A 21970-nucleotide genomic window follows, 5' to 3' on the forward strand; every position below is an offset into this window, starting at 1 on the left:
GCCACCGCTCACCCTGGAGGTCCGGCGGGTTGAACGATGTGTTCCTCTCCTATGCCACTGAGGACGCCGCCTGGGCCCGGATGCTGGCCGAACACCTGGCCGGACACGGTGTGTCGCTGTTCTTCGACCAGTGGAGCATCGAACCGGGCGACGTCGTGGTCCACAAGGTGGACGCCGCTCTCCTTACCGCCGCGCACGGTATCGCCGTGATCAGCCCGGCATCGGCACGCTCCCCGCGGGCGATGGAGGAGTACGCGGCGCTGGCCACCGCCTCTGCCCGGCGCGGCCTGCGGTTCATCCCGGTGCTGCTCGAGCAGGCGCAGCCGCCTGCGTTCGCCGCCAACCGGGTGTGGCGTGACTTCAGCGGGGTGACCGGCCGGGAGTTCGGTGAGAAGGTCGCCGAACTCGCGGCTGTCGTCGCGGGCCGCCCTATCCCCGCAGGCAGCCCGGGTCCCGGCGACAATCTCGCGGCCGCTCAAACCGCTGCGCCCAGGCCGGTCACTGCGCCGGAACGGCCCGCGTTCGTGGTGTGCTACGCGCCCGCCGACGCAGAGTACGGCCGGCTGCTGGCCGGGCAGCTGAGAGCGGCGGGGCTGCGGGTGTGGTCGGTCGGTGACCTGCGCCCGGGGGACGCGCACTTCTGGACGATCCGGCAGCAGCTGCGGTACGCCGTGGCGGTGATCGTCGTGATGAGCCCGGAGTCCCAGGACTCCGACGACATCACCCGCATGATCCTGGAAGGCCAGGTGCATGCCCGCCCGTTCGTTCCCGTTCTGCTGCACGGCAAGGTCAACTACCATCTCGCCGCGACCTGGCACGTGGACGTCCGCCACGGCGGGCTGCTGGACGATGCGGAACTCGGCGTGCTGCGCACCATCGGCAAGGACGTGGCCGCCGGCCGCCCGGTCCGACTGCCCGACCCGCGCCCGGCGGGTGCCGGCAGCCCGGCGCCCCCGGTGGTGCGTGTGTCGGCTTCGGCCGCGCTGGAGCTGCTGCGTGCTCATCTCGCCGAGGACGAGTACGAGCACGCCGACCTGCTGACCACGCGGCTGGTCATGGAGGAGGCGGGTCGGCTCACCCAGGGCTGGCTCAGCGAACGCCACGCCGCAGCTGTGCCGTTGGAGCTGCTGGCCGGTATCGACGCGGTGTGGGCCGGCCACTGCCACGGCCGGCAGGGATTTGGGCGGCAGCTGGCCTTGGTACCCGCCGCCGGGCGGCGCGGTCCGCGCTTTGCCGACCTGAGCGCGGCGCTGGGGTGGCGTGCCGCGCCTGAGGACCCGGTGCCCAGGCTGTACAGCGACTTCGTGCGGCAGGCCGGTCCGGGCAGGCGGTCCGGCTTCTTTCCGACGTTGCGCGACCCGCATCAGCACAACCACCCGGACTGGTACGACCGTTGGAGTGCGACCGTGCTGGCTGTCCACGCGCGGCTGCGAGAGGGGAAGGCCGCCCCATGGAGATCGTGATAGCCCTTCTTGTCGTGCTGGCCGCAGCCGCCGCCTGGGTGGGCTGGGCCGGGCGTGTCGTGGTGCCGTCGGGCCACGTCGGCATCATCACCCGTCGATTCGGCCCGACGCACCCGGACCCTGCGTTCAAGCAGATCAACCCGACCGGCGCACGGGGCGTGCACGCACGCACCCTGCTGCCCAGCGGATTCCATTGGCTGACCCCGATCGTCCACTCGGTGGAGTACGTGCCCCGGGTACACGTTCCGGTCGGCATGATCGGCCTGGTCTCGGCCACCGAAGGCCGCACCCGCACGGGCGGACGCGCGCTGGCCCGCCATGTGGAATGCGACAGCTTCCAGGACGGCCAGGCGTTCCTCCTCGCGGGGGGCGAGCAGGGCGTCCAGTTGGCCGTCCTTTCCGGCGGCCAGTCGTACTACATCAACACCCGGCTGTTCACCGTCCGGATGATGCCGCGCACCTATGTGCCGCCGGGCACCGTCGGTGCGGTCCAGGCGAAAGAAGGCAAGGTCAGGCCCGCGGACCAGAGATTCGGCCGCCACGTGGAGTGCGACAACTACCAGGACGGCCAGGCGTTCCTGCTCGGCGGCGGCCAGCAGGGAAGACAGCTGGCGGTCCTGGGCGGCGGGGCCTACTACGACATCAATCCGGAACTGTTCGAGGTCATCACCGTCGACAACGTCGCAGCCTCACGGGACGGGCTGACCCAGGCCCACCTGAAGGAGGTCTCGATCGAAGAGGGCTACACAGGCGTGGTGGTCACCCTGGACGGCGCCGAACCCGCACGGGACGCAACCACCACCGTCGCCCCCTGGGTCAACGGGCACCGCAGCTTCCGCCTGCCCTGGGTGTTCCTGGCCAACGCCGGCTGCAGGGGAGTACAGGAGGAGACCCTCGGCGAGGGCACCAGCTACGCGCTCAATCCCTGGTTCGCACGGGTGATGCTGATCCCGACCCGCGTGCTGATCCTGAAATGGCACAAGAAGCAGACCGGCGAGGGCGCCAACTACGATGCCAACCTCGGGCAGATCACCGTCAACGTGCAGGGCTACAGCCTGCACGTGGAGATGTCCCAGAACCTGCGGATCCCGCGGAGCGTCGCGCCCCAGCTCGTCAGCCAGTTCGGCGGCGTCCGCACCCAGGGGCTGGGCGGCCTGGTCGACGACCCGAAACCGATGCAGCGTTTCGTGCGCGACGTCCTCGGCGTCACCGTGGCCGCCTACTTCGCCGAGATCGCCACGACCAGCTCGGTCCGCGAGTTCCTCAACCGCTACCACGACACCCGCAAGGACCTCACCGACAAGGTCAAGCACGCCCTGGAGAAGTGGGGCGTGGAGGTGCTCGACACCAGGCTGGGCAACTTCATGCCGGACGACCCCTCGTTGCATGCGGCGTTCAAGGAGCAGTTCGCCGCCGAGATGCAGGGCGACAGGCTGGAGGTGGAAGTCGAGAACGCCAAGCTCAAGGACATGATCGACGAATACGAGGCGCAAAAGGAGTTCCGGCGTGTAGCCCTGGACCTGAAGGCCGAGGTGGCGTTGCTGGGGCCGGAGAACGCCGCGATGATCCGTATCGTCCGCGAGTTCGCGAAGTTCGACGTTCCGGACTACATCGGCGGTGGTGACATCTCCGCGTATGTCCAGGCGCTGCCGATGACCGCCATGCAGGACCTGCTGGCGCGGCTGCGGGAACTGCGCGGGGACCAGCAGATCGGCCCGGGCACCTCACGGCCCAGGCTCACCAAGGACACCGACAGCACCTTCCACGGTGATCCCCTGGAACCCTGAGCAAGCCGGGGTGTGAAGAGGCCCGCATCTTGCAGGCGGTGGGAGTTCAGCGCGAGGGCCCGGCACATCCCCTCCAGCAACGGGCTGCGGTTGCCCACTGGAGATGCGGGGCACAGCGCGTGGTGCCGCACCCGGCACCACCCGCTCCCGTGACGCCGGGGCCGCAGCCCCAGGATGCGGGGGATGCCTGGTGGGAGCACGCTCGACAACGCAAGCCGGGTGGTCGTCGTACCGCTATCGACGAGCGGTGGCCGCGATAGGGCTCTGGGAGGGGCCCTCGGTGGTCCTGCGGCGCGTCGACTGCGAGACAGCGCGACCAGGCATACGCTCGCACCGTTGTCTGTGGCCACCTCTGCGGACACGGCCCAAGGGCCCCGCTGGCGACACGGGGCGGCCCTTCCTCATACGCCTGTGCTGTGCCGCTCCAATTGCACCGCGGCGAAGCGTTGTGACAGAGCGGCATTCCACAGGCGCACGGCGGGCCACCACTAAGGTGACCCGCCGTTTCGCCTCACACGCATCCCGAAGCGATACGGACGCCAGCGCCTTCGGCACATGCCAGCGAGCAGGGGCAGCGGCCGCATGCGCTGCTCGCCGATGCCTGGCGCGGGATGGCACGGTCGCCGTTTCGAAGTTGACGCCCGGAATCGACCTGCGCTCGAAGCGGAAAGACGCACACGAGTGACGGGCGGTCCCGTCGAGGACTGAGGGGGAGGTTCTTCGGCGGGCCGCGTCTTCGAGCCCGTCCGGCCAGCCGCGTGGACCACTCGCGTGGCCGGACGGGCAGATACGCAGCCCTGCCCCGGGGGCACGCAAGCGGTGGGCAGGGCCGGATATCCAGGATGCGCCCCGACGCGGAGCATTGCGAGGCCCCCGCCGCTCGCACAACGGGGGCCCGGCGCATGCCCGAGGGGCGTCGGGGGGAGGTGGACGATCCCTCATGCACTGCGCCCAGGTTGAGCCAGGCAGGGAGTCGGCGCTAGCTGGGTGTGCATACGGGTGAGAGCGGCCTCGCCGCGAGTGTGCGGTGAGGGTCGACGAGGCCGCGGGCTCGGGCCCGCCCAGCCGCAGCATGAACCCCGCACGACCAGACGGGCGCCTGAGCGGCCCCGCCCCACCAGAGCCAAGGAAAGGCAGGCGGGACCGCGTCCATGGGCGACCCCGCCGGATGCTGTTCCAGGAAGGAGGGTGGCGGGGCCGCACTCCCAGGATGCACCCGCATCCCCTGCGAGACTCGCTGAGGCCATGGCCACCAATGAGCCATCCGTCATCGTCAACCCGCCCGCGCGCGGAGATCCGGCCGACCTGGTCGTTAGGTCAGGTTGAGTTGCCGGAGCTGCCGCGTACCGTCCGTCCGAGCCGAGCGGCATGCCGATTACCCGCTCTGGGCGCATTCTGGAGTAAGTGAACAGCGCCGTCCCGAGGGCCGTGATCCCTCGCGGCCCTCAGCCCCAATGAGCTGGTTTCCGTCCGTGGTGGTGTAGCGGGAGCCAGCTCATTGTTGTGTGCGGCTGCGGTCACGCCTCGGTCTGCGCATCATGCTGCTACGGCGACTACGACCTGGCGCTCATGCAGGGCGTCGGCTACATCCACCGTCACGTCAAGCAGCGCCTTGGCGGCGTCGTCACCGACACGTACTCCCTGGGCCTCCCTCAGCCGGAACGGAGCAGGCTGGGGGAGGGGGTCTTCAGGGCCGCATGTGGCCGCTCAGGTGGCGCCGCTCTCGGACGGGGCCGGGAACCGGTCCCATACGCGGTGGGCGCCCAGTAGCGCGGTGATGTCGCGCAGCACGGTCTCGCCGTCGGAGCCGGTGACGACGCCGAGCGCATCGGCGGCGATGCCGGACGCCTGCAATGCGGGCTCCGCGTCGTCCCAGCCGCCGATCGGCTTCGCGTGGCGGTAGGCCTCCTGGAGCATCAGCACGATGCGCGGGTCCACGGGTACGGCGGCGAGAGCCGGGGCCCCTGCCTTGGCGTCCCGGCCGCCTTGCGCGTCGGCAGCCGGTCCGGGGGCCCCGGCCAGCAGCAGGGCGTCGAATTCCACGGAACGGGCGGTGGCGAAGCTGCGCTGCACGGTCACGGGATCGGCGCCCTCACCTGTGAGAGTGCCGCCGGTGGGCGCGACGAGCAGCGGGACCATGCCGCCTGCCAGCACGGAGCGTCGCACGACGTCCACGACGCCCAGGTCGCCGGTGCCGTCGGTGACGATGCCGATGACGCGCCCGGCGGTCGGCCAGGTGTTGCCGATCTGCGACAGCGCGGGACTGGGCTGTACGTCGGCGAGCGGCTCGGAGGCCTGCGGGGCGGGCAGGCCCAGGCCCTGGGCGACCTGCTGGCACAGGTAGGGGTCGATGTTCGCCAGGACCATCAGGGTGCGTTCCTTGATGGCCTGCTCGTAGCACTTGCCGAGCTCGAAGGTGTAGGCGGCGACGATGTGTTCCCGTTCGGCCGGGCTCATGCTGAGCCAGAACAGGCGGGGCTGGCTGAAGTGGTCGTCGAACGAGGCCGGTGCCTCGCGCACCTTCGCGGCGGCGGCGATCGGGGTGGGGTGCTCGATGTAGGCGTGGTCCTCGGCGCCGGCGAAGAACGGGCAGCCGCCGTCCAGGGAGTTGGGCTTGTACGGAGCCACACCGGTGTGCACCGCGTCCTGGTGGAAGCCGTCCCGCAGCATGTCGTTGACCGGGGCGTGGGGCCGGTTGATCGGGATCTGCGGGAAGTTGGGGCCGCCCAGCCGGGTGATCTGGGTGTCGAGGTATGAGAAGAGGCGCCCGGCCAGCAGGGCGTCGTCGGTGATGTCGATGCCGGGCACGAGGTGGCCAACGTGGAAGGCGACCTGTTCGGTCTCGGCGAAGAAGTTGGTGGGGTTGGCGTTCAGGGTGAGCAGCCCGACGGGCTGCACCGGCGCCAGCTCCTCGGGGACGATCTTCGTCGGGTCCAGCAGGTCGATCCCCTGGAAGGTCTGTTCCGGGGTGTCGGGGAAGGTCTGGATGCCCAGCTCCCATTGGGGGTGGGCACCCGCCTCGATGGCGTCGGCCAGGTCGCGGCGGTGGAAGTCGGGGTCCATGCCGCTGATCATCTGCGCCTCCTCCCACACCAGGGAGTGCACGCCGGCTTTGGGTTTCCAGTGGAACTTCACCAGGGTGGTGGCGCCGGTGGGGCTGACCAGGCGGAAGGTGTGGACGCCGAATCCCTCCATGGTGCGGAAGGAGCGCGGGATGCCGCGGTCGGACATGTTCCACATGGTGTGGTGCGTGGCCTCGGTGTGCAGGGACACGAAGTCCCAGAAGGTGTCGTGGGCGCTCTGCGCCTGCGGGATCTCCCGGTCCGGGTGCGGTTTGCCGGCGTGGATGACGTCCGGGAACTTGATCGCGTCCTGGATGAAGAACACCGGGATGTTGTTGCCGACCAGGTCGAAGACGCCCTCGGAGGTGTAGAACTTGGTGGCGAACCCGCGGGTGTCGCGGACGGTGTCGGCCGAACCGCGCGAGCCCAGGACGGTGGAGAACCGCACGAAGACCGGCGTGTCGACGTCCTTGGCGAGGAAGGCCGCCTTGCAGACCTCGGCGGCCGTTCCGTAGCCACGGAAGACGCCGTGCGCCGCAGCGCCCCGGGCGTGCACCACGCGCTCCGGGATCCGCTCGTGGTCGAAGTGCATGACCTTCTCGCGCAGGTGGTGGTCCTGCAGCAGCACCGGCCCGCGCGGGCCTGCTTTGAGCGAGTGGTCAGTGTCGGGTAGACGTGCGCCCTGAGCGTTGGTGAGGAAGGGGCCGTCCTGCGCCCGGACCGTCTTGGACGGGCCGTCCGTGCGGCCCGTCGCGCTGAGCGGGGTGGGAACGCCCTGGTCAGGCTTGGCGGGCAGCGGTGCGTGCGGCTCGACCGGTTCCTCCACCGTGGGAGGCATGCTCGCGGGCACGCCGGGGATGTCCGCCCGTCCCGCGGGGGTGAGCTCCGCGCCCATGTCCATGACCTTGTCGACGATCTTCTTCATCGGGCCCGGCTCGTTGCTCACGGCGCTCTCCTGCTCGTCCTCGGAAACCCTGTCGCCTGCGGGTAACCGGTGCCGCTCGCGGACAAACGGCGCCGCGTGGGATGTCCGCCGTTCGCGGCGGATGTCCCCCCGGGTGCAGGCTGCGCAGGTGGTGCGGGTTCGGCGGGTGGGCGTGATGCAAGGCCTTGCGCCCTCTGGCTTTGTCCACGAGAACGGGCAGCAGATGTTCACCACTTAGGGAGGCATCAGAGCCCGCCGAGGATTCGAACGGTGATGCTCGGCATCGTGGCTGTCCCTCGGCCCCACAGCGAATTGAAAATACGTTGGTCGGTCTGCCATGGAGCTGCGACGATGCCCCCCTGTTCCCGAGCGGAGGACGTTTGTTCGTTTTCGTCTGTGTGCGGTGTGGCGCCGAACTGACCGCCCCGTTGTCCCAGGTTGCCCTGCCGGCCCACGCTCGTCAGAAGTACGGGAACGGACTTCAGCTCCCGGTGCTCATGGAATCGGGGACGTTCGCCGTGGAACTGGAGCCCTGGGGGCCGCTGTGGCGAAGGTGGGAGAGGATCGATCCGGACGAGGCGGCTGCCCGCGGCATCTACGCGCCGGTCCACGCCCTGTCCGAAGGCGCGGCTGGCGCGGTCGTCATCGCACCGGGAGACGCCCGTGGCACTGTGCTGATCCCGGAGAAGCGCGGCGGCGCCTGCTGCGGATTCGACGGGGGTGACGGCCCCAACATGGCCTGCGCTGCATGCGGTCTTCTCGTGGCGAGCAGGATCGACGACTGCTCGCTCTGGCAGGCTGTTTGGCTCGCCCCGAACGCCGTGCGCCGCCTTCCCGTGGCAGGCTCCGACGCCGGGCTGTTGTCCTGGGCGGACCTGCTCGCGGAGGGGGCGGGCGTGCCCCCGTCCGAGCCGATCGCCCCGTGGGGAGAGCCGTTCCGGGCGAGCGACCGGTGGCACTGGAGCCCACAGTGGGTGGCGGCAGCCGGACAGGCGCTGGCCCACCTCCTGGTGGCCTCTGAAGGCCGGGCGATAGCCGTTCAGGACGGCCTGACCGCAAAGATGTTCCAACGCGCCCTCGACACCCTGCTGCCAGCTGGCCGGCCGACGCGGCGCGCCGTCCTAGCCGGACCGGGACATCCGGCCCGCAACGCTGACGCGGACATCCTCCTCGTGCCGTCCCACCCGCAGACCGGGATGACATGGACCCCGGACGCTCCGCCATACTTGGTCCCGTTGCCGTTCGGGGTGTGGCTCCGGCTGGTCTTCCCTGAGCCACAGCTGTCCGTCCCCGCATCGGGTCCAATACCCGACGGCGTCCTTCGCGACGACCCGCCCACGCCGAGTGTCCATGACGTGTTCCAGATCGACTGGGAAGTCTTCCAGCGAACCCTGACCCGGCTGCCCGCCGTCCGCACCCCATGGCTACACGAGATCACCGAGAACCTCACGCAGCACATACGCACCGGCCTCCTCTAGCGGACTGCCAGGGTGCCGTTACCGATCGAACAGCGCCGGACAGCGGTGCCTCCCGAAGTGGTGAACATCTGCTGTCCGTTCTCACCGTTCTCGTGAACAAAGCCAACCCTCCGCGGGACGACGCCAATCATGGGAGCTAGCGATCACCCCGCTCCCGATTCCCCCGTGGTTATCGCAGGGGCCATCGGGCCGCCACCGAACGACTGCGGGAAGCGACAGACCAGTGGGCCGTTCCGGCGGGCGACCGCCGGAACGGCCCACGCATGTCAGGAGCGGCCGCGGCCGGTGATGAAGTCGCGTGCCCGGTCCACCAGCCCGGTTCCCGGTGCCAGGAGCTTGTTGCCGGGCGGGGTGTCCGGGGCGCTGGGGTGCGGGCGGGTCGGGGCGAGCTTCTTGGCCCGCCGGACCTGGTCGCCGAGTTCGTTGAGCTGCTCGGGCGTGCAGGCCTGCGCCAGACTCGGGAAGAGTTGCTGCTCCTCCTCCCGGACGTGCTCGGTGACGTCGGTGACCAGCTTCTGCACCATCCGGTCGAAGCGGGGGTCGTCGATGTCGACGTCCTCCAGGTCCTTGAGGACCTGTTCGACCTCGGCGTGTTCCTGGATCTCCTTGTCGGCCAGGGCGTCCCCGCCGGGCAGGTGCTTGCGGACGGCCGGGTACAGGTACATCTCCTCGGCCACCGAGTGCCGTACCAGCTCGATGGTGACCTCGTCGAGCACGTTCCGGCGTTCCTTGTCGCCCGCGGGCAGGGCCCCCAGACGGGCGAAGTACTCCTCCACCTCGCGGTGGTCGGCCGTGAGCTCTGCGATGACATCTCCGCCGTGACCCATCACGTGACTCCCTTCCAGGTAGGTGTCCGGTCGACGTTCCTCTTGGAGGCAGCTTCCCGGTCCCTAGGCGGGCACGCCCCCTTTGTCAGCCATTCGGACGACGATGCTCTGTCGAGGCCGCCGCGGAGACCACGGGATATGTCGGCTGCGGTGCAGCCCAGTGCCTGGGCGGCGGCTAGCGTCTTCCCGGCCCCGGGAGCTGGCTGCGGCGGCGAACTACGGTGACAGTCCCCCCGGCTCCTTGGCGCCGGATCCACCCGGCCGTTGGGCCGGTAGATCAGACGCGTGCGTTCTCCTCCGGGCACCCCTGGGCCGGTGCTCGTAGAGTTGTACTTATGCCGGACCTTACGCTCGTGCAAATCGAGGGGATTGTCCGCGAAGCCCACGCGCACCAGGTGGACAAGTCGGGACGGCCCTATTTGGAGCACGTCCAGGCCGTGGTTGACGGAGTCAGGGAGCGGGGCGGCTCGGACGAGCAGATTGCCGCCGCTTGGCTGCATGACACGATCGAAGACGAGAAGCTCTCGAGAGAGTGGCTTGTCCTCGCGGAGCTTTCCCAGCACGTGAAGGACTTGGTCGACGCCATGACCAAGCGACCGGGGGAAAGCGACGAATCATACGTGCGGCGAATCCTTGCCGTGCCGGGCGCTCGCCTCATCAAGGAAGCCGACCTCGCGCATAACGCTGACCCCGCCCGGCTCGCCCTGATCGACGAACCCGCCCGGCGCCAGCTCGAGGAGAAGTACGCGAGGCTGAGGCGGCTGCTCGGCCTGACAGCGGGCGACGTGTAACGGCACGTCGCCCTGCGCTAACCGTTTGATGATGCCGCATGACTGGGTGGGTAGCCGACTGGGTGGGTAGCCGCGCTACTTCGGACGGTCTTCGAGCAGCCCCATGCCGACGCCGTCCAGGCCCAGATTCAGCACCCCCTGGTGTCCTGGAACGAAGTTTTCCAAGGCACCCGAGCACCGGATGCGGCCAGCACCGTCTGCTTGCCTTCATTGCCTTCCACCCGCGAGATGTGGCGGCAGATCCGACCAGCTACAACGCCCTGTCGAGCTCCGAAGTGCACCAACTCGTCCATCGGTCAGCGACGCGAACATATCGCGCCTGCGACGATGCAAAGTAGGGCACGCGCCCTGCGGAGAACTCAACCGGTGGACGTGCCAGCGTGCAGCCTGGGAAGGACCTCGGCGCGGTAGAAGTCGAAGAACTGCTTTTGATCGGGTCCGATCTGGTTCACGTAGACCTCGTCGAAGCCGGCCTGAGGGTAGGCGCTGATCGCTTCGACATGGTCGTTGGTGGTGTCGCCGCAGACGATGGCGTCGGCGATCATGTCCTCGGTGACGAGGGTGGCGGCCTGCTCGAAGTGCTCCGGGGTGGGGAGGATCTGGGCCAGCTCGCCCGGAAGCTGCTCGTTGGGCCACAGCCGGTGCACGGTTTTCACCGCGCGCGCTCGGTCGGTGTCCCAGCAGACCTTCAGTCCGCCGATGACCGGCTTGTTTCCGCCTCCGGCCCGCCGGAACTGCTCCACCAGCGTCGTATCGGGTTTCATTGTGACGAAGCCGTCCCCGATGCGGCCGGCCAGCGCGGCGGCTTCGGGCCCGAAGCCTGAGATGTAAAGCGGAGCCGGTTCGGCGGGAATGGTGTAGAGGCGGGCGTTCTGCACGGTGTAGTGGGTGCCGTGGTGCGTGACGCGTTCTCCTGTGGAGAGTTTCCTGATGATCTGCACGGCCTCTTCGAGCATCTGCAGGCGCTCAGCAGCCTCGGGCCAAGCGTCGCCGAGAATGTGCTCGTTGAGTGCTTCACCGCTTCCCAGACCGAAACGGAATCGGCCCTCGGTAAGCACGGCCGCTGTCGCGGCGGCCTGGGCGTTGATCGCCGGATGAAGACGCACCGTGGGACAGGTAACCAAAGTGGTGATCGGCAGCGACGTCACCTGTGACAACGCACCGATCATGGACCAGACGAACGAACTCTCGCCCTGCTCGTCGTTCCAAGGATGGAAGTGGTCGGAGATGGCCAGCGCCTGGAAACCGGCCTGCTCGGCCATGCGTGCCTGGTCGAGCAGTTCCGCGGGGGCGAACTCCTCCGAGGACAGGAAGTATCCGTAGGTGGTCATAGCGTTTCCTTCTTACAGGTTGATGATCAGGCGACGAGCGATTCGGCGCGCAAGATGTCGCCTCGATGCTGCGCAGCAACAACGTGGCCCTGGGCCACGTTGAGACATCGCCGTCAACGACTTGCTGGCTGCAAGGGCTCCGTCGGAGCGCCTGAGGCACGGCACTTTGGGCGGGCTGGACATCTCAACCGGCGTCGCTAACGACCTGCGGGCGGTTCCAGCACGGCCCGCAGGTCCAAGCTGGGCACGTTCCGGGCAACGTCCGTATTCCCATCATGCGCGTTTCTCGCGTGCTGGCGCGCGCTGTGAGCGAGGTCCGGTGGTCATGGCGACGCTCAGGAAGGGACTCGGGTTCTGGCAGTGGGGCGACCGTCGTCGAGTGTTCCGAGGTAAGGAGCCGCTCGGGGTGCGATCACGCGGGCGGATACTGGGCGGCGCGAAGGCTGGCACAGGCTCTCGGTCAATGGATCGCGCCCGCTGGGCCAGCGCCTCCACCAGCAGCGCATACGGCCGCTGGTCCTGCTCGCCTGCGGCCCCAACCCAGTACCGGCGCGAGTAGAGCACCGGGTCGGCGCCGCGCTCATCGACGAACCCCAGGACATCGACCGTGCGCTTGGTCGGAAGGGCGAGCGCGGCCAGGTCCTCATAGCGGAGCACGACGGCGCGGCCGTCAGGACGCTCCTCGGCCCCGGTGGGCGGGGCGCCGACTGGCTGGAGTCGCAGGCGAAGCCCTAACTGATCGTTTCAGAATGAGGTCGGCGTGTCGGCTGGATGTTAATGATCTTCGTCGGCAAGGTCTGCGGGGTGTCTGATGATCTTGTCCCGGATGACCTGTGGGAGCGCGTAGCCCCGCTGCTGCCGCCGCAACCCGAGCGAAGGCACCGGCACCCAGGTCGGCTTCGGGTGCCTGACCGTGTTGCACTGGCGGGCATTGTGTACGTGCTGCGCAAGGGGGTGGCCTGGCGGGACGTGCCCGCCGGCGTGGTGGGCTGCTCGGGCGTTACCGCCTGGCGCCGACTGCGGGACTGGACTGAAGCCGGTGTCTGGCCCCGACTGCACGCGGAGCTCCTTGCCGAACTACGCAAGACCGGCTTGCTCGAGATGGACGACTGCGCGATTGATGGCTCCCATGTCAGAGCCCTCAAAGACATCTCAGGGGGCTATGAAGTCAAGCCGCCTGCTCGGTTGGGGGTGACAGGAGCGGTGCGAAGGCGTGCTGTTCGTCAAATTGCTGTCGGGTCTTGAGGCAGTGATGGAGCTGGCCGAGGAAGCGGTTCAGCAAGTGCCTTTGTGCGGCGGCATGCCAATCACCATGCTCGCGTCGGCGCCGGTAGTGCGCGTTCGCTCCCGGTGAGGCGGTGAGGGCGGCGAAGGCCCAGAGGAAGCCGGCGTTGATGAGGCGATTGTTCTTGACGAACCGGCGGCCGACGAAACGCTTCTTGCCGGAGGCCCGAGTGATGGGCGCGGATCCGGCGTACGACTTCAGCGCCCTCGCGTCGGGGAACCGTGCCCGGTCGTCGCCCAGCTCGGCGAGCACGCGGGCCCCGAGCATGGGCCCCAGGCCGCGGAAGCTGAGCAGGATCTCGCTGTCGGCGTGCTGGTGAAAGGCGGCTGTGGCCGCCTCCGCGAGATCGTCCGCGGCCTGGCAGGCGGCGTCCAGCAGCTTGAGCAGGGCCAGGAGCTGGTGGCCGAAGGCGTCCTCGACACCGGGGAGCTGGTGGGCATACTCAGCGCGGAAGACGTCCCGGAGCCGCTCGGCCTCCGCGTCGCCGCTGCGGAGGCGGCCACTGCGTTTGAGGGCAGCCCGCAGCTGGGCGAGGGTGAGCTTCGCGGCCTTGGCCGGAGTCGGCGCCAGAGTGAGGATGACGCGGGCGTCAGCTCTGGTCAGACCGCCTTGCTTGACCTGGAAGGCCAGCAGAGCAGCAGGGTAATACTCGCGCAGGAGCGAGCGGACCTGGTTGGTGACCTGTTGCCGAGTCCAGACGGCGTCCTGCTGGGCTCGGGCCAGGACGGTAATGACCTGGGCGAGTTCGGAGTCGGCCGGCAGGGGTCGGTGGGCGTGCATGTCGGTGCGCAGGATGTTCGCCAAGACCAAGGCGTCGCCCGGGTCGGACTTTTTGCGGCTGACGCCGTGGCGGTCGCGGTAGCGAGCGGCGGCGAGCGGGTTGATCGCGAAGACACGGCGGCTGCCGGTGCGCAGGGTCGCTACCAGGAGGCCGTGGCTGGTCTCGATGGCCACCGGTATCGGGTCTTCGGGGCTGTCGCCGTGTTCGGTGAGGAGCGCCAAGAGCTTGTGGTAGCCGGACGCGTCGTCGGTGATACGGGCTTTGGCGAGCAGAGTGCCGGCTTCGTCGACGAGGGCGACGTCGTGGTGGCGCTCTGCCCAGTCGATGCCACAGAACACGGTCAAGCGGTCCTCCAAGATCCGTCCGTTTATGCAGGTCACGAGCACATGCGGGTCACGCGGCGCCCTAATCCAAGGACTCGTTGGTCCGCCATCTCAGTAGCCGTTCGCGACACCAGCGCACTCCAGGGGCTCGATCTTCTGCAGAGCTCGTGGGCTCGCGGATGAACAAGAGGTCGACCCTGGAGCGGGCTCGCGCCGTGACGATCAACGTCCGAGCAGTCCATGCGAGTTTCGCGGTGACCACGGAGACGCCGGGCTCGCCGCTCTTGGCGCAAGCCTCAAGCCCGGCGCCCGCGTCATCACCGCGGACAGCGATGCCGCTCTTTGAGGAGGCCTTGACGGCCAGGGGGATCCAGGCATTCGCTGTCCTGTGCGAGCAGCTGCCCCGGGTCGTTGCATGGTCCTGGGCCGTCTGCTTACGCACTGGACTAGGGGGGATCACGTCGGGCCTTCGCCGGTCGACCGGGCACGCCCCGGCTCCAAGCACCACTTGATCGTCGACCGCCGCGGCACCCCGCTGGCCGTGTCCGTGACCGGCGGGAACCGGCATGACGTCACGCAGCTGATGCCGCTGCTCGACGCGATCCCGCGAATACGGGGTCTGCGGGGACGTCCGCGGAGCAAGCCCAAGCGCCTGTTCGCCGACCGGGGCTACGACTACGACAAGTACCGCCGGCTGCTGTGGCAGCGCGGCATAAAGCCGCTCATCGCGCGGCGCGGCGTCGCCCACGGCTCCGGCCTGGGCAAGACCCGCTGGGTCGTCGAGCGCACCTTCGCCTGGCTTCACCAGTTCAAACGACTGCGGATCCGCTACGAACGCCGCGCCGACCTCCACCAGGGCCTCTTGGAACTCGCCTGCAGCATTATCTGCCTCCGACGACTCCGCACGTCATTCTGAAACGATCAGTAAGCGCATTGGTGGCCATACACGGAAGGTCGTCCTGTTTCGCAGGCAACTACCAACACGCGGGGCGAGCGCGCTTGGATGGCCCGTTCGTACTACCTGGAATGGCAAGCGACATCGCTGGGGGCCACGGTGGGAGGCATCGGCAGGCCTGTCGATGCCCTGCTACCTGGGAGCGAGCGATGTCCGAACGCAATACCGTGCTGCGCAGCTTGCATGACATAGGACTGGCCGCATGGTTCGGCGGTTCGCTGATGGGCGCGGTCGGGCTGAACGGCGCAGCTAGGACCGAGGGTGGGACATGGGAGTCCACCACCCGGATCGCTGCCTCCGGCTGGTCAAAGTGGACCCCGGTGAACGCCTCTGCGATCGGCGCCCACCTCGTAGGCAGCAGTGGTTTGCTTGCGGTCAATGCCGCCCGGGTCGTAGCCCAGCAGGGCGTCGCCGCCTCCACCCTGGCCAAAACCGTTCTGACCGGAGCGGCACTGGCTGCCACGGCCTACAGCCGCGTCCTGGGCAAGAAATTGGAGCTCGCCTCCTCCACTCGTTCTGAAGTTTCCCCGTGATCTCGGACACGTGATCGTTATGCCGCGAGCGTGTGCTGCTGACGTTGCCTGGTCTCGGCCGGGGTGAGGTAGCCGAACGTGCGGTGCTTGCGTAGGCGGCGGCGGTTGTAGAAGGTCTCGATGAAGGAGAAGACCTCGGCGCGGGCGGTGGCCCGGTCGGGCCAGGTGCGGGTGCCGATCTCTTCCTTGAGCAGGGCCCAGAAGCTCTCCGCGGCGGCGTTGTCGAAGCATGATCCGGTGCGTCCGCAGCTCTGCCGCAGCCCCAACCTCCCTATGCGCTCACGGAATTGGGTCGAGGTGTATTCGCTGCCGCGATCGCTGTGGACCACGCAGCCGGGCTCGAGTCCGCCTCGGCCGTGCGCCATGTCGAGAGCGTCGACCACCAGCTCGGCGCGGTGGTGGTCGGCCATGGCGTAGCCGACGACTTCGCGGGTGGCCAGGTCCAGCCAGCAGGCGAGGTAGAGCCAGCCCTCGGCGGTGGGCAGGTAAGTGATGTCGCCGACCAGCTTGGTCCCGGGGCGTTCGGCATGAAAGTCGCGGCCGATCAGGTCCGGGGCCGGCTTCGCTTTCGCGTCCGGCCGGGTCAGCGAACGCCGTCTGCGCCGGGTGACGCCGCGGATGTCGCGTTCACGCATCACGCGGGCGACGCGCTTGCGGTTCACCCGTCGGCCCAGGCGGCGCAGTTCGGCGTGGATGCGCGGGACGCCGTAGGTGTGCCGGGAAGCGATGTGCACCACGGTGATCTCGTGTGCGAGTGCGTCGTCGGCGGCCCGCTTGGCACGGCGGGCGGCCTCGCCCTCGCACCAGGCGTAGTAGGAGGACCGGGCGACCTTCAGCACCCGGCACAGCAGAATGATCGGATAGTTCGCCTTCTCCGTGTGGATAAACCGGTACAGCTCGCTCACCGGTCGTTCTCCTTCGCGAAGAAGGCCGTCGCTTTTTTCAGGATCTCGATCGTCTGCTGCTGTTCGCGGACCTCCTTGCGCAGCCGCTTGAGCTCCTCGCGCTCGGCGCTGGTCAGCTCACCGGACTTGCCCTCGCCCTGGTCTGCCTTCGCCCGGCGGTACCAGCCGCGCAGGGACTCGGAGCTGATGCCGAGTTCCCGAGCGACGGCAGTGACCGTCTTGCCCGAGGAATCAACGAGCGCGATCGCATCCCGCTTGAACTCCTCGGTGTAACGCTTCGTGTACTTACTTCCCACCTGGTGCTACTTCCTCTGGAACCTCAAGATCCCAGTCTCCAGGTGTCCACGATCGAGGGGAAGCTTCATTCCGAAGATGCGGAGAAGGCGGCCAAGCACCCGATCGAAACCGACAAGGCACAGCGACACCTGGCCGTCATGCAGTGGGCGGTACCGGCTCTGACGGGAGGGCTGCTCATCCTCAACGCAGTCCACAACGAACAGCAGCGCCCCTCTCAGCAGGTCCAGGGCATGTGGCAAAGGGCCCTATCGATCGCTCCTTGAAGTTTCCCCGTGATCTCGGACACGTGATCGTTATGCCGCGAGCGTGTGCTGCTGACGTTGCCTGGTCTCGGCCGGGGTGAGGTAGCCGAACGTGCGGTGCTTGCGTAGGCGGCGGCGGTTGTAGAAGGTCTCGATGAAGGAGAAGACCTCGGCGCGGGCGGTGGCCCGGTCGGGCCAGGTGCGGGTGCCGATCTCTTCCTTGAGCAGGGCCCAGAAGCTCTCCGCGGCGGCGTTGTCGAAGCATGATCCGGTGCGTCCGCAGCTCTGCCGCAGCCCCAACCTCCCTATGCGCTCACGGAATTGGGTCGAGGTGTATTCGCTGCCGCGATCGCTGTGGACCACGCAGCCGGGCTCGAGTCCGCCTCGGCCGTGCGCCATGTCGAGAGCGTCGACCACCAGCTCGGCGCGGTGGTGGTCGGCCATGGCGTAGCCGACGACTTCGCGGGTGGCCAGGTCCAGCCAGCAGGCGAGGTAGAGCCAGCCCTCGGCGGTGGGCAGGTAAGTGATGTCGCCGACCAGCTTGGTCCCGGGGCGTTCGGCATGAAAGTCGCGGCCGATCAGGTCCGGGGCCGGCTTCGCTTTCGCGTCCGGCCGGGTCAGCGAACGCCGTCTGCGCCGGGTGACGCCGCGGATGTCGCGTTCACGCATCACGCGGGCGACGCGCTTGCGGTTCACCCGTCGGCCCAGGCGGCGCAGTTCGGCGTGGATGCGCGGGACGCCGTAGGTGTGCCGGGAAGCGATGTGCACCACGGTGATCTCGTGTGCGAGTGCGTCGTCGGCGGCCCGCTTGGCACGGCGGGCGGCCTCGCCCTCGCACCAGGCGTAGTAGGAGGACCGGGCGACCTTCAGCACCCGGCACAGCAGAATGATCGGATAGTTCGCCTTCTCCGTGTGGATAAACCGGTACAGCTCGCTCACCGGTCGTTCTCCTTCGCGAAGAAGGCCGTCGCTTTTTTCAGGATCTCGATCGTCTGCTGCTGTTCGCGGACCTCCTTGCGCAGCCGCTTGAGCTCCTCGCGCTCGGCGCTGGTCAGCTCACCGGACTTGCCCTCGCCCTGGTCTGCCTTCGCCCGGCGGTACCAGCCGCGCAGGGACTCGGAGCTGATGCCGAGTTCCCGAGCGACGGCAGTGACCGTCTTGCCCGAGGAATCAACGAGCGCGATCGCATCCCGCTTGAACTCCTCGGTGTAACGCTTCGTGTACTTACTTCCCACCTGGTGCTACTTCCTCTGGAACCTCAAGATCCCAGTCTCCAGGTGTCCACGATCGAGGGGAAGCTTCACCTCAATTGCCCGCCACCCCGGACTGGCACCACCTGATGCACTCGTCCAGGTAGGCCTGCGCACGTCTCGCAAGGGGATGCCGGTACGGGCCCGGGCCCGTGCCATCGATCAGCTGTCGCCCAGCAGGTTGATGCATCTGGTGCCGCTGACGGTCCCATCCCTGGCGATCTCCCTGCAGATGCGCGCCGTAGGGGCGAAGCCGATCCTGGAGAGAGGGGTGCCTTCGTACAGCGCGCCTCCCGTTTGAACGGCAGGTTGCAGCAGGGGCTTGGAACCACGGCAGGGAGCACGAAAACGATCGACGAGATGGCTCTGACCAGCCTCACGAGCGTCTGCTGTCAACCGCACCCGACAGCCAGAATCGCAGCACGTGCAGCCCTGGAACACAGGCCGCCTGCGCGGGCGAAGGAGAAAAGCATGACGGGCAACGACCAGCTCACGGCCAGGGACATCATGTCCGGCGGAGTCCAGTGTGTCGGCGCGCATCAGTCGCTCCAGGAAGCGGCAAGGATGATGCGCGACCTGAACGTCGGATGCCTTCCCATCTGCGGGGACGACAACAAACTCACGGGCCTGATCACCGACCGCGACATCGTCATCCAGTGCGACGCAGAAGGCATCGACCCCGCAACGGTCCAGGCAGGCACCCTTGCCGGTGACCTGCAATGGATCGACGCGAGCGCCGGCGCCGACGAGGCATTGCAGATGATGGAACAGCATCAGATCAAACGCCTGCCAGTCATCGACACGGAGCAGGGCCACCAACTGGTCGGCATGATCAGCGAAGCCGACCTTGCGCGCAACCTGACGGACACCCAGATCGCGGAATTCGTGACCCGGGTGTACGTCAACGCCTGATCCGGTGGCGGGCTGCAGCGCCTGCCCGGTGCACGCGTCGGGGAGGACATGGATGCACATGCAAGATGCACCGTCTCCTCTGGCGGAGGCATCCTGAGCGTATGGAGCGGCATCGGGTGGTCGTGTACCCGCCGCCTTCTGAGGGTGGCGGTCGGCGCGTGTGCCTGGACTGCCAGGACCTCGGCATCGCCTACGACCTTCGGGACCTGATGGAGTTCCTGCGGCGAGCGGGCCTCGATCCCGACTCGAACTATCTGGACGACGAGCTGTTCGACTGGCACAGCGCAGGCCCGACAATATGGTGAGTCCCCTGCCTGACCCGGTTGATGGGATCACTTGGGGCCGAGCAGGGGACCCTAAAGGGCGGCTACCCCCGCTCTGGCGGCTACACCGCCTCTGGCCAGTGGGGAAGCCGCACCGCCAGGTCGATGACCGACACCCACTCGATTGCGGGGATCGCCCGCTCCGACACGAACCATTCGTCGGGCCGACCGCCGCCGAATACGGTTGCCGTCAGCACGCCGACGGCAGCACTCGGCAGCATACTCCCGGCCCAGGCGTGCCACCGGTGTGCCGCTGGCTCGGACACCACCACCGTGATCCGTACTGTGCAGTCGCGGAGGGAATCGGGGAGCGCAGCCGGATCCGGATGGCGGTTAGGTGGACGGTCCGCGGCATTCCGGCAGCTCAGCCGTACCTAATGGCCAGGTCGGCCGGATCTCCGCGTCCGCCAAGATCAGCGGCCATGACCCTGGTTTGGTGAAGTGGAAAAGCTGCATGGCGGACGCTGCTTCCAGCGGCGCGGAATGTGCGTTACGCGGAGGTACGCGGCCGATCAGGGCATCGTGCTCCGTCGCCCTCGCGCGAAGAGCCCTTGCCGGTGGGTCCGGCGGGGGCCTCCTCAGGCCCGAAAGCTTGCGGCGCAGGTCGAGCTCTCGGACGCACCGGACAGCATCGCGCCCAGTCGCGTGATCTTCAAGCGGGAAGACGCATCCGAGTGACGAGCGACCCCGCCACAGGTCAGGGAAGGACGGAGGCGAGGCCGCATATCCATCATGCGCTCGCGCCCACGATCCTGGGAGGCCCTGATCGCCAACGCAGGCGACGAAAGCGCCCGCCGGCGAACATACGGCATGGTGAACGGCAAGCCGGCGGTCACAGTGCCAGGAGCCGTCGGCCCCGAGCTCATAGTGTTGCGCAGGCATCCGCTAGTGCTTGTTCGCCGCCCGGATGCTCGCCTCCAGCGCCGCCATCAGATCCACCGCCGTCACCGGCTCCTCGGGCTCCTCCAGGCCCGCGCCGGTCATCTTCGCGGCCACCAGCTGCTCCAGCGCCGCCGCGTATTCGTCGTGCAGCTCGGCGATTTCCACCCCGGCAAGCTGGTCCATCAATAGCTCGGCAAGCTCCAGCTCCCGGTCCGTCACCGGGGCATTCGAGGACAGGTCGTCCGGCTCACGGATCTCCTCCGGCCACAGCAGCGTGTGCAGCACGAGCATGCCGTGCCGCGGCCTCAGGACCGCCAGGCGCTCCCGGGTGCGCAAGGTGACCTTGGCGACGGCAACCGTGCCGTGCCGGGCCAGCGCCTCCACAAGGAGCGCGTATGGCCGCTGCCCCTGTTCGCCGGCGGCCCCGACCCAGTAGGGCTTGGCGTAGAGCACCGGGTCGACGTCGCGCTCATCAACGAAGCCGAGGACGTCGACGGTGCGCTTCGTGGGAAGGGGGAGCGCGGCCAGGTCCTCATCGAGGAGCACGATGGTGCGGCCGTCGGGGCGCTGCCAGCCGCGCGCGATTTCCGACGGCGGGACCTCCACGTCTTCGCGCTCACAGACTCTCCGGTGCCTGATGCGGGCTCCGTCGCTCGCGTGGACCTGGTGGAACCCGGTGCCGTGCTCCTCGGTCGCGGCGAAAAGCTGGACGGGGATCGTGACCAGGCCGAACGAGACATAGCCCGACCACAGTGCCCTCATACGGACACCATGCAAGCCGGGGCGGTTCGTCGCGCGGGCTGCTACTCCGCCCTGGTGACCCCAAGTGCTGGCTGTACTGCGAACCCTGCATCAAATCACCCCAGGTCGGAGATCTCGCGGCATCTGCTCGCTCAACTAGAGGACCTGGGTCACCGGCCCCATCAAGGTCCTCATGCACCCGTGACGCCCGCGATCACCCAGGCGGCGCGTCGAGGGGCGTGGCTGCCAGGGCCCGGGCCACGCCGTACAGGTTCGCGGCCATGGCGCGACCCGTCGCGTGGGACCAGTCGTGACCGCGTTCGTCGTCGAGGTAGTCGGGGCCGGCTCCGGGGCCGAGGTGCCAGTACGTCCAGGCCTGGCCCGGGATGGTGTACCCCAGGTCGGCCAGCGCCCCGGAGATCTCGCTGATGACGTGGTGTGCGCCGTCCTCGTTTCCGGTCACCACCACGCCGGCCACCCGGTTGTAGGCGACCGGGCGGCCACGGTCGTCCGTCTCGGACAGCATGGCGTCCATGCGCTCCAGCACGCGCTGGGCGATCGACGAGGGCCTGCCCAGCCATGTGGGGGAGGCCACGATGAGGATCTCCGAGGACAGCAGCTTCTCGTGGATCTCGGGCCACGCGTCTCCGGCGCCTTCGTCGCTGGTCACGCCCGGCTTGATATCGAGGTCCACGGCGCGAACGCAGTCGATGTTGACGCCGTAGGCAGCGAGCTGGTCCGCCACCACCTTCGCCAGGGCGTAGGTATTGGACGGCTGCGGCGACCGTTTGAGAGTGCAGTTGATCACGAGTGCTTTCATGCGGCTCTACCTACCTCCGGTTAAATGCTGCGTCCCGGAAAAGCGCCGGAGTCACCC

At 68.3% G+C, this 21970-nt stretch carries 17 protein-coding genes and 6 pseudogenes; 11 read left to right on the forward strand and 12 right to left on the reverse strand.

Going from position 1 to position 21970, the window contains the following annotated elements:
* Positions 1-38: 38 nt before the first annotated feature.
* Positions 39-1463: a TIR domain-containing protein gene (locus tag AC1VWI_RS43415; protein WP_499517057.1), complete on the forward strand. Its 1425-nt coding sequence runs from the start codon at positions 39-41 to the stop codon at positions 1461-1463.
* Positions 1451-3250, forward strand: a complete 1800-nt coding sequence (locus AC1VWI_RS43420) for an SPFH domain-containing protein (protein ID WP_499516540.1) — start codon at positions 1451-1453, stop codon at positions 3248-3250. The genes AC1VWI_RS43415 and AC1VWI_RS43420 overlap by 13 nt, the downstream gene beginning before the upstream one ends.
* A 38-nt stretch (positions 3251-3288) precedes the next feature.
* On the opposite strand, the pseudogene AC1VWI_RS43425 reads toward AC1VWI_RS43420, so the two are convergent.
* Positions 3289-3612: pseudogene (locus AC1VWI_RS43425) on the reverse strand (hypothetical protein); the annotation flags it as partial.
* Positions 3613-4957: 1345 nt separating this feature from the next.
* Entirely contained in the window at positions 4958-7207 is a 2250-nt protein-coding gene (locus AC1VWI_RS43430) for a catalase (RefSeq protein ID WP_499517058.1), read from the reverse strand.
* A gap of 410 nt (positions 7208-7617) precedes the next feature.
* Here AC1VWI_RS43430 and AC1VWI_RS43435 point away from each other — a divergent pair, with 410 nt between their 5' ends.
* Complete coding sequence (locus AC1VWI_RS43435; protein ID WP_499517059.1) at positions 7618-8715, forward strand: hypothetical protein; 1098 nt, start codon at positions 7618-7620, stop codon at positions 8713-8715.
* A gap of 266 nt (positions 8716-8981) precedes the next feature.
* Here AC1VWI_RS43435 and AC1VWI_RS43440 read toward each other — a convergent pair whose 3' ends face one another.
* Entirely contained in the window at positions 8982-9542 is a 561-nt protein-coding gene (locus AC1VWI_RS43440; protein WP_499516541.1) for a hemerythrin domain-containing protein, read from the reverse strand.
* A 335-nt stretch (positions 9543-9877) separates the two neighbouring features.
* On the opposite strand from AC1VWI_RS43440, the gene AC1VWI_RS43445 reads away from it, so the two are divergent.
* A complete protein-coding gene (locus AC1VWI_RS43445) occupies positions 9878-10333 on the forward strand; it encodes an HD domain-containing protein (protein WP_499516542.1) in 456 nt (151 codons plus the stop codon).
* A 63-nt stretch (positions 10334-10396) separates the two neighbouring features.
* Positions 10397-10576: pseudogene (locus AC1VWI_RS43450) on the forward strand (IS256 family transposase); the annotation flags it as partial.
* Positions 10577-10692: 116 nt separating this feature from the next.
* On the opposite strand, the gene AC1VWI_RS43455 reads toward AC1VWI_RS43450, so the two are convergent.
* Both AC1VWI_RS43455 and AC1VWI_RS43460 read right to left on the reverse strand, forming a co-directional pair.
* On the reverse strand, positions 10693-11664 hold the full coding sequence (locus tag AC1VWI_RS43455; RefSeq protein WP_499516543.1) for a TIGR03557 family F420-dependent LLM class oxidoreductase: 972 nt from the start codon (positions 11662-11664) through the stop codon (positions 10693-10695).
* A 273-nt stretch (positions 11665-11937) separates the two neighbouring features.
* Positions 11938-12321: a Ku protein gene (locus tag AC1VWI_RS43460; RefSeq protein ID WP_499516544.1), complete on the reverse strand. Its 384-nt coding sequence runs from the start codon at positions 12319-12321 to the stop codon at positions 11938-11940.
* Positions 12322-12468: 147 nt separating this feature from the next.
* On the opposite strand from AC1VWI_RS43460, the pseudogene AC1VWI_RS43465 reads away from it, so the two are divergent.
* Positions 12469-12810: pseudogene (locus tag AC1VWI_RS43465) on the forward strand (transposase); the annotation flags it as partial.
* 22 nt (positions 12811-12832) lie between these two features.
* Here the strand turns inward: AC1VWI_RS43465 and AC1VWI_RS43470 are convergent.
* Positions 12833-14089 (reverse strand): IS110 family RNA-guided transposase, encoded by a 1257-nt coding sequence (locus tag AC1VWI_RS43470; RefSeq protein ID WP_499517060.1) that lies wholly within the window; start codon positions 14087-14089, stop codon positions 12833-12835.
* A gap of 415 nt (positions 14090-14504) precedes the next feature.
* Here AC1VWI_RS43470 and AC1VWI_RS43475 point away from each other — a divergent pair.
* Together AC1VWI_RS43475 and AC1VWI_RS43480 are read left to right on the forward strand one after the other, a co-directional pair.
* Positions 14505-14969: pseudogene (locus AC1VWI_RS43475) on the forward strand (IS5 family transposase); the annotation flags it as partial.
* A 188-nt stretch (positions 14970-15157) separates the two neighbouring features.
* Positions 15158-15517 (forward strand): annotated as a pseudogene (locus tag AC1VWI_RS43480) (hypothetical protein); the annotation flags it as partial.
* Between the two features lie 41 nt (positions 15518-15558).
* On the opposite strand, the gene AC1VWI_RS43485 reads toward AC1VWI_RS43480, so the two are convergent.
* Together AC1VWI_RS43485 and AC1VWI_RS43490 are read right to left on the reverse strand one after the other, a co-directional pair.
* Positions 15559-16446: an IS3 family transposase gene (locus AC1VWI_RS43485; RefSeq protein WP_499508794.1), complete on the reverse strand. Its 888-nt coding sequence runs from the start codon at positions 16444-16446 to the stop codon at positions 15559-15561.
* Positions 16443-16742, reverse strand: a complete 300-nt coding sequence (locus tag AC1VWI_RS43490) for a transposase (RefSeq protein WP_499508795.1) — start codon at positions 16740-16742, stop codon at positions 16443-16445. The genes AC1VWI_RS43485 and AC1VWI_RS43490 overlap by 4 nt, the downstream gene beginning before the upstream one ends.
* 72 nt (positions 16743-16814) lie before the next feature.
* On the opposite strand from AC1VWI_RS43490, the pseudogene AC1VWI_RS43495 reads away from it, so the two are divergent.
* Positions 16815-17006, forward strand: a pseudogene (locus AC1VWI_RS43495) (hypothetical protein); the annotation flags it as partial.
* A gap of 30 nt (positions 17007-17036) precedes the next feature.
* Here the strand turns inward: AC1VWI_RS43495 and AC1VWI_RS43500 are convergent.
* On the reverse strand, positions 17037-17924 hold the full coding sequence (locus AC1VWI_RS43500; RefSeq protein WP_499508794.1) for an IS3 family transposase: 888 nt from the start codon (positions 17922-17924) through the stop codon (positions 17037-17039).
* Complete coding sequence (locus AC1VWI_RS43505) at positions 17921-18220, reverse strand: transposase (RefSeq protein WP_499508795.1); 300 nt, start codon at positions 18218-18220, stop codon at positions 17921-17923. The genes AC1VWI_RS43500 and AC1VWI_RS43505 overlap by 4 nt, the downstream gene beginning before the upstream one ends.
* Before the next feature lie 486 nt (positions 18221-18706).
* On the opposite strand from AC1VWI_RS43505, the gene AC1VWI_RS43510 reads away from it, so the two are divergent.
* A complete protein-coding gene (locus AC1VWI_RS43510) occupies positions 18707-19147 on the forward strand; it encodes a CBS domain-containing protein (RefSeq protein ID WP_499516545.1) in 441 nt (146 codons plus the stop codon).
* Between the two features lie 101 nt (positions 19148-19248).
* A complete protein-coding gene (locus AC1VWI_RS43515) occupies positions 19249-19452 on the forward strand; it encodes a hypothetical protein (RefSeq protein ID WP_499516546.1) in 204 nt (67 codons plus the stop codon).
* 903 nt (positions 19453-20355) lie between these two features.
* On the opposite strand, the gene ku is transcribed toward AC1VWI_RS43515, so the two are convergent.
* Positions 20356-21114, reverse strand: coding sequence for a non-homologous end joining protein Ku (gene ku, locus AC1VWI_RS43520; RefSeq protein WP_499516547.1), 759 nt, complete (start codon positions 21112-21114; stop codon positions 20356-20358).
* Between the two features lie 193 nt (positions 21115-21307).
* On the reverse strand, positions 21308-21913 hold the full coding sequence (locus AC1VWI_RS43525; RefSeq protein WP_499516548.1) for a flavodoxin family protein: 606 nt from the start codon (positions 21911-21913) through the stop codon (positions 21308-21310).
* Positions 21914-21970: the final 57 nt, after the last annotated feature.

The sequence above is a fragment of the Streptomyces sp. TOM-9 genome, assembly GCF_056858595.1.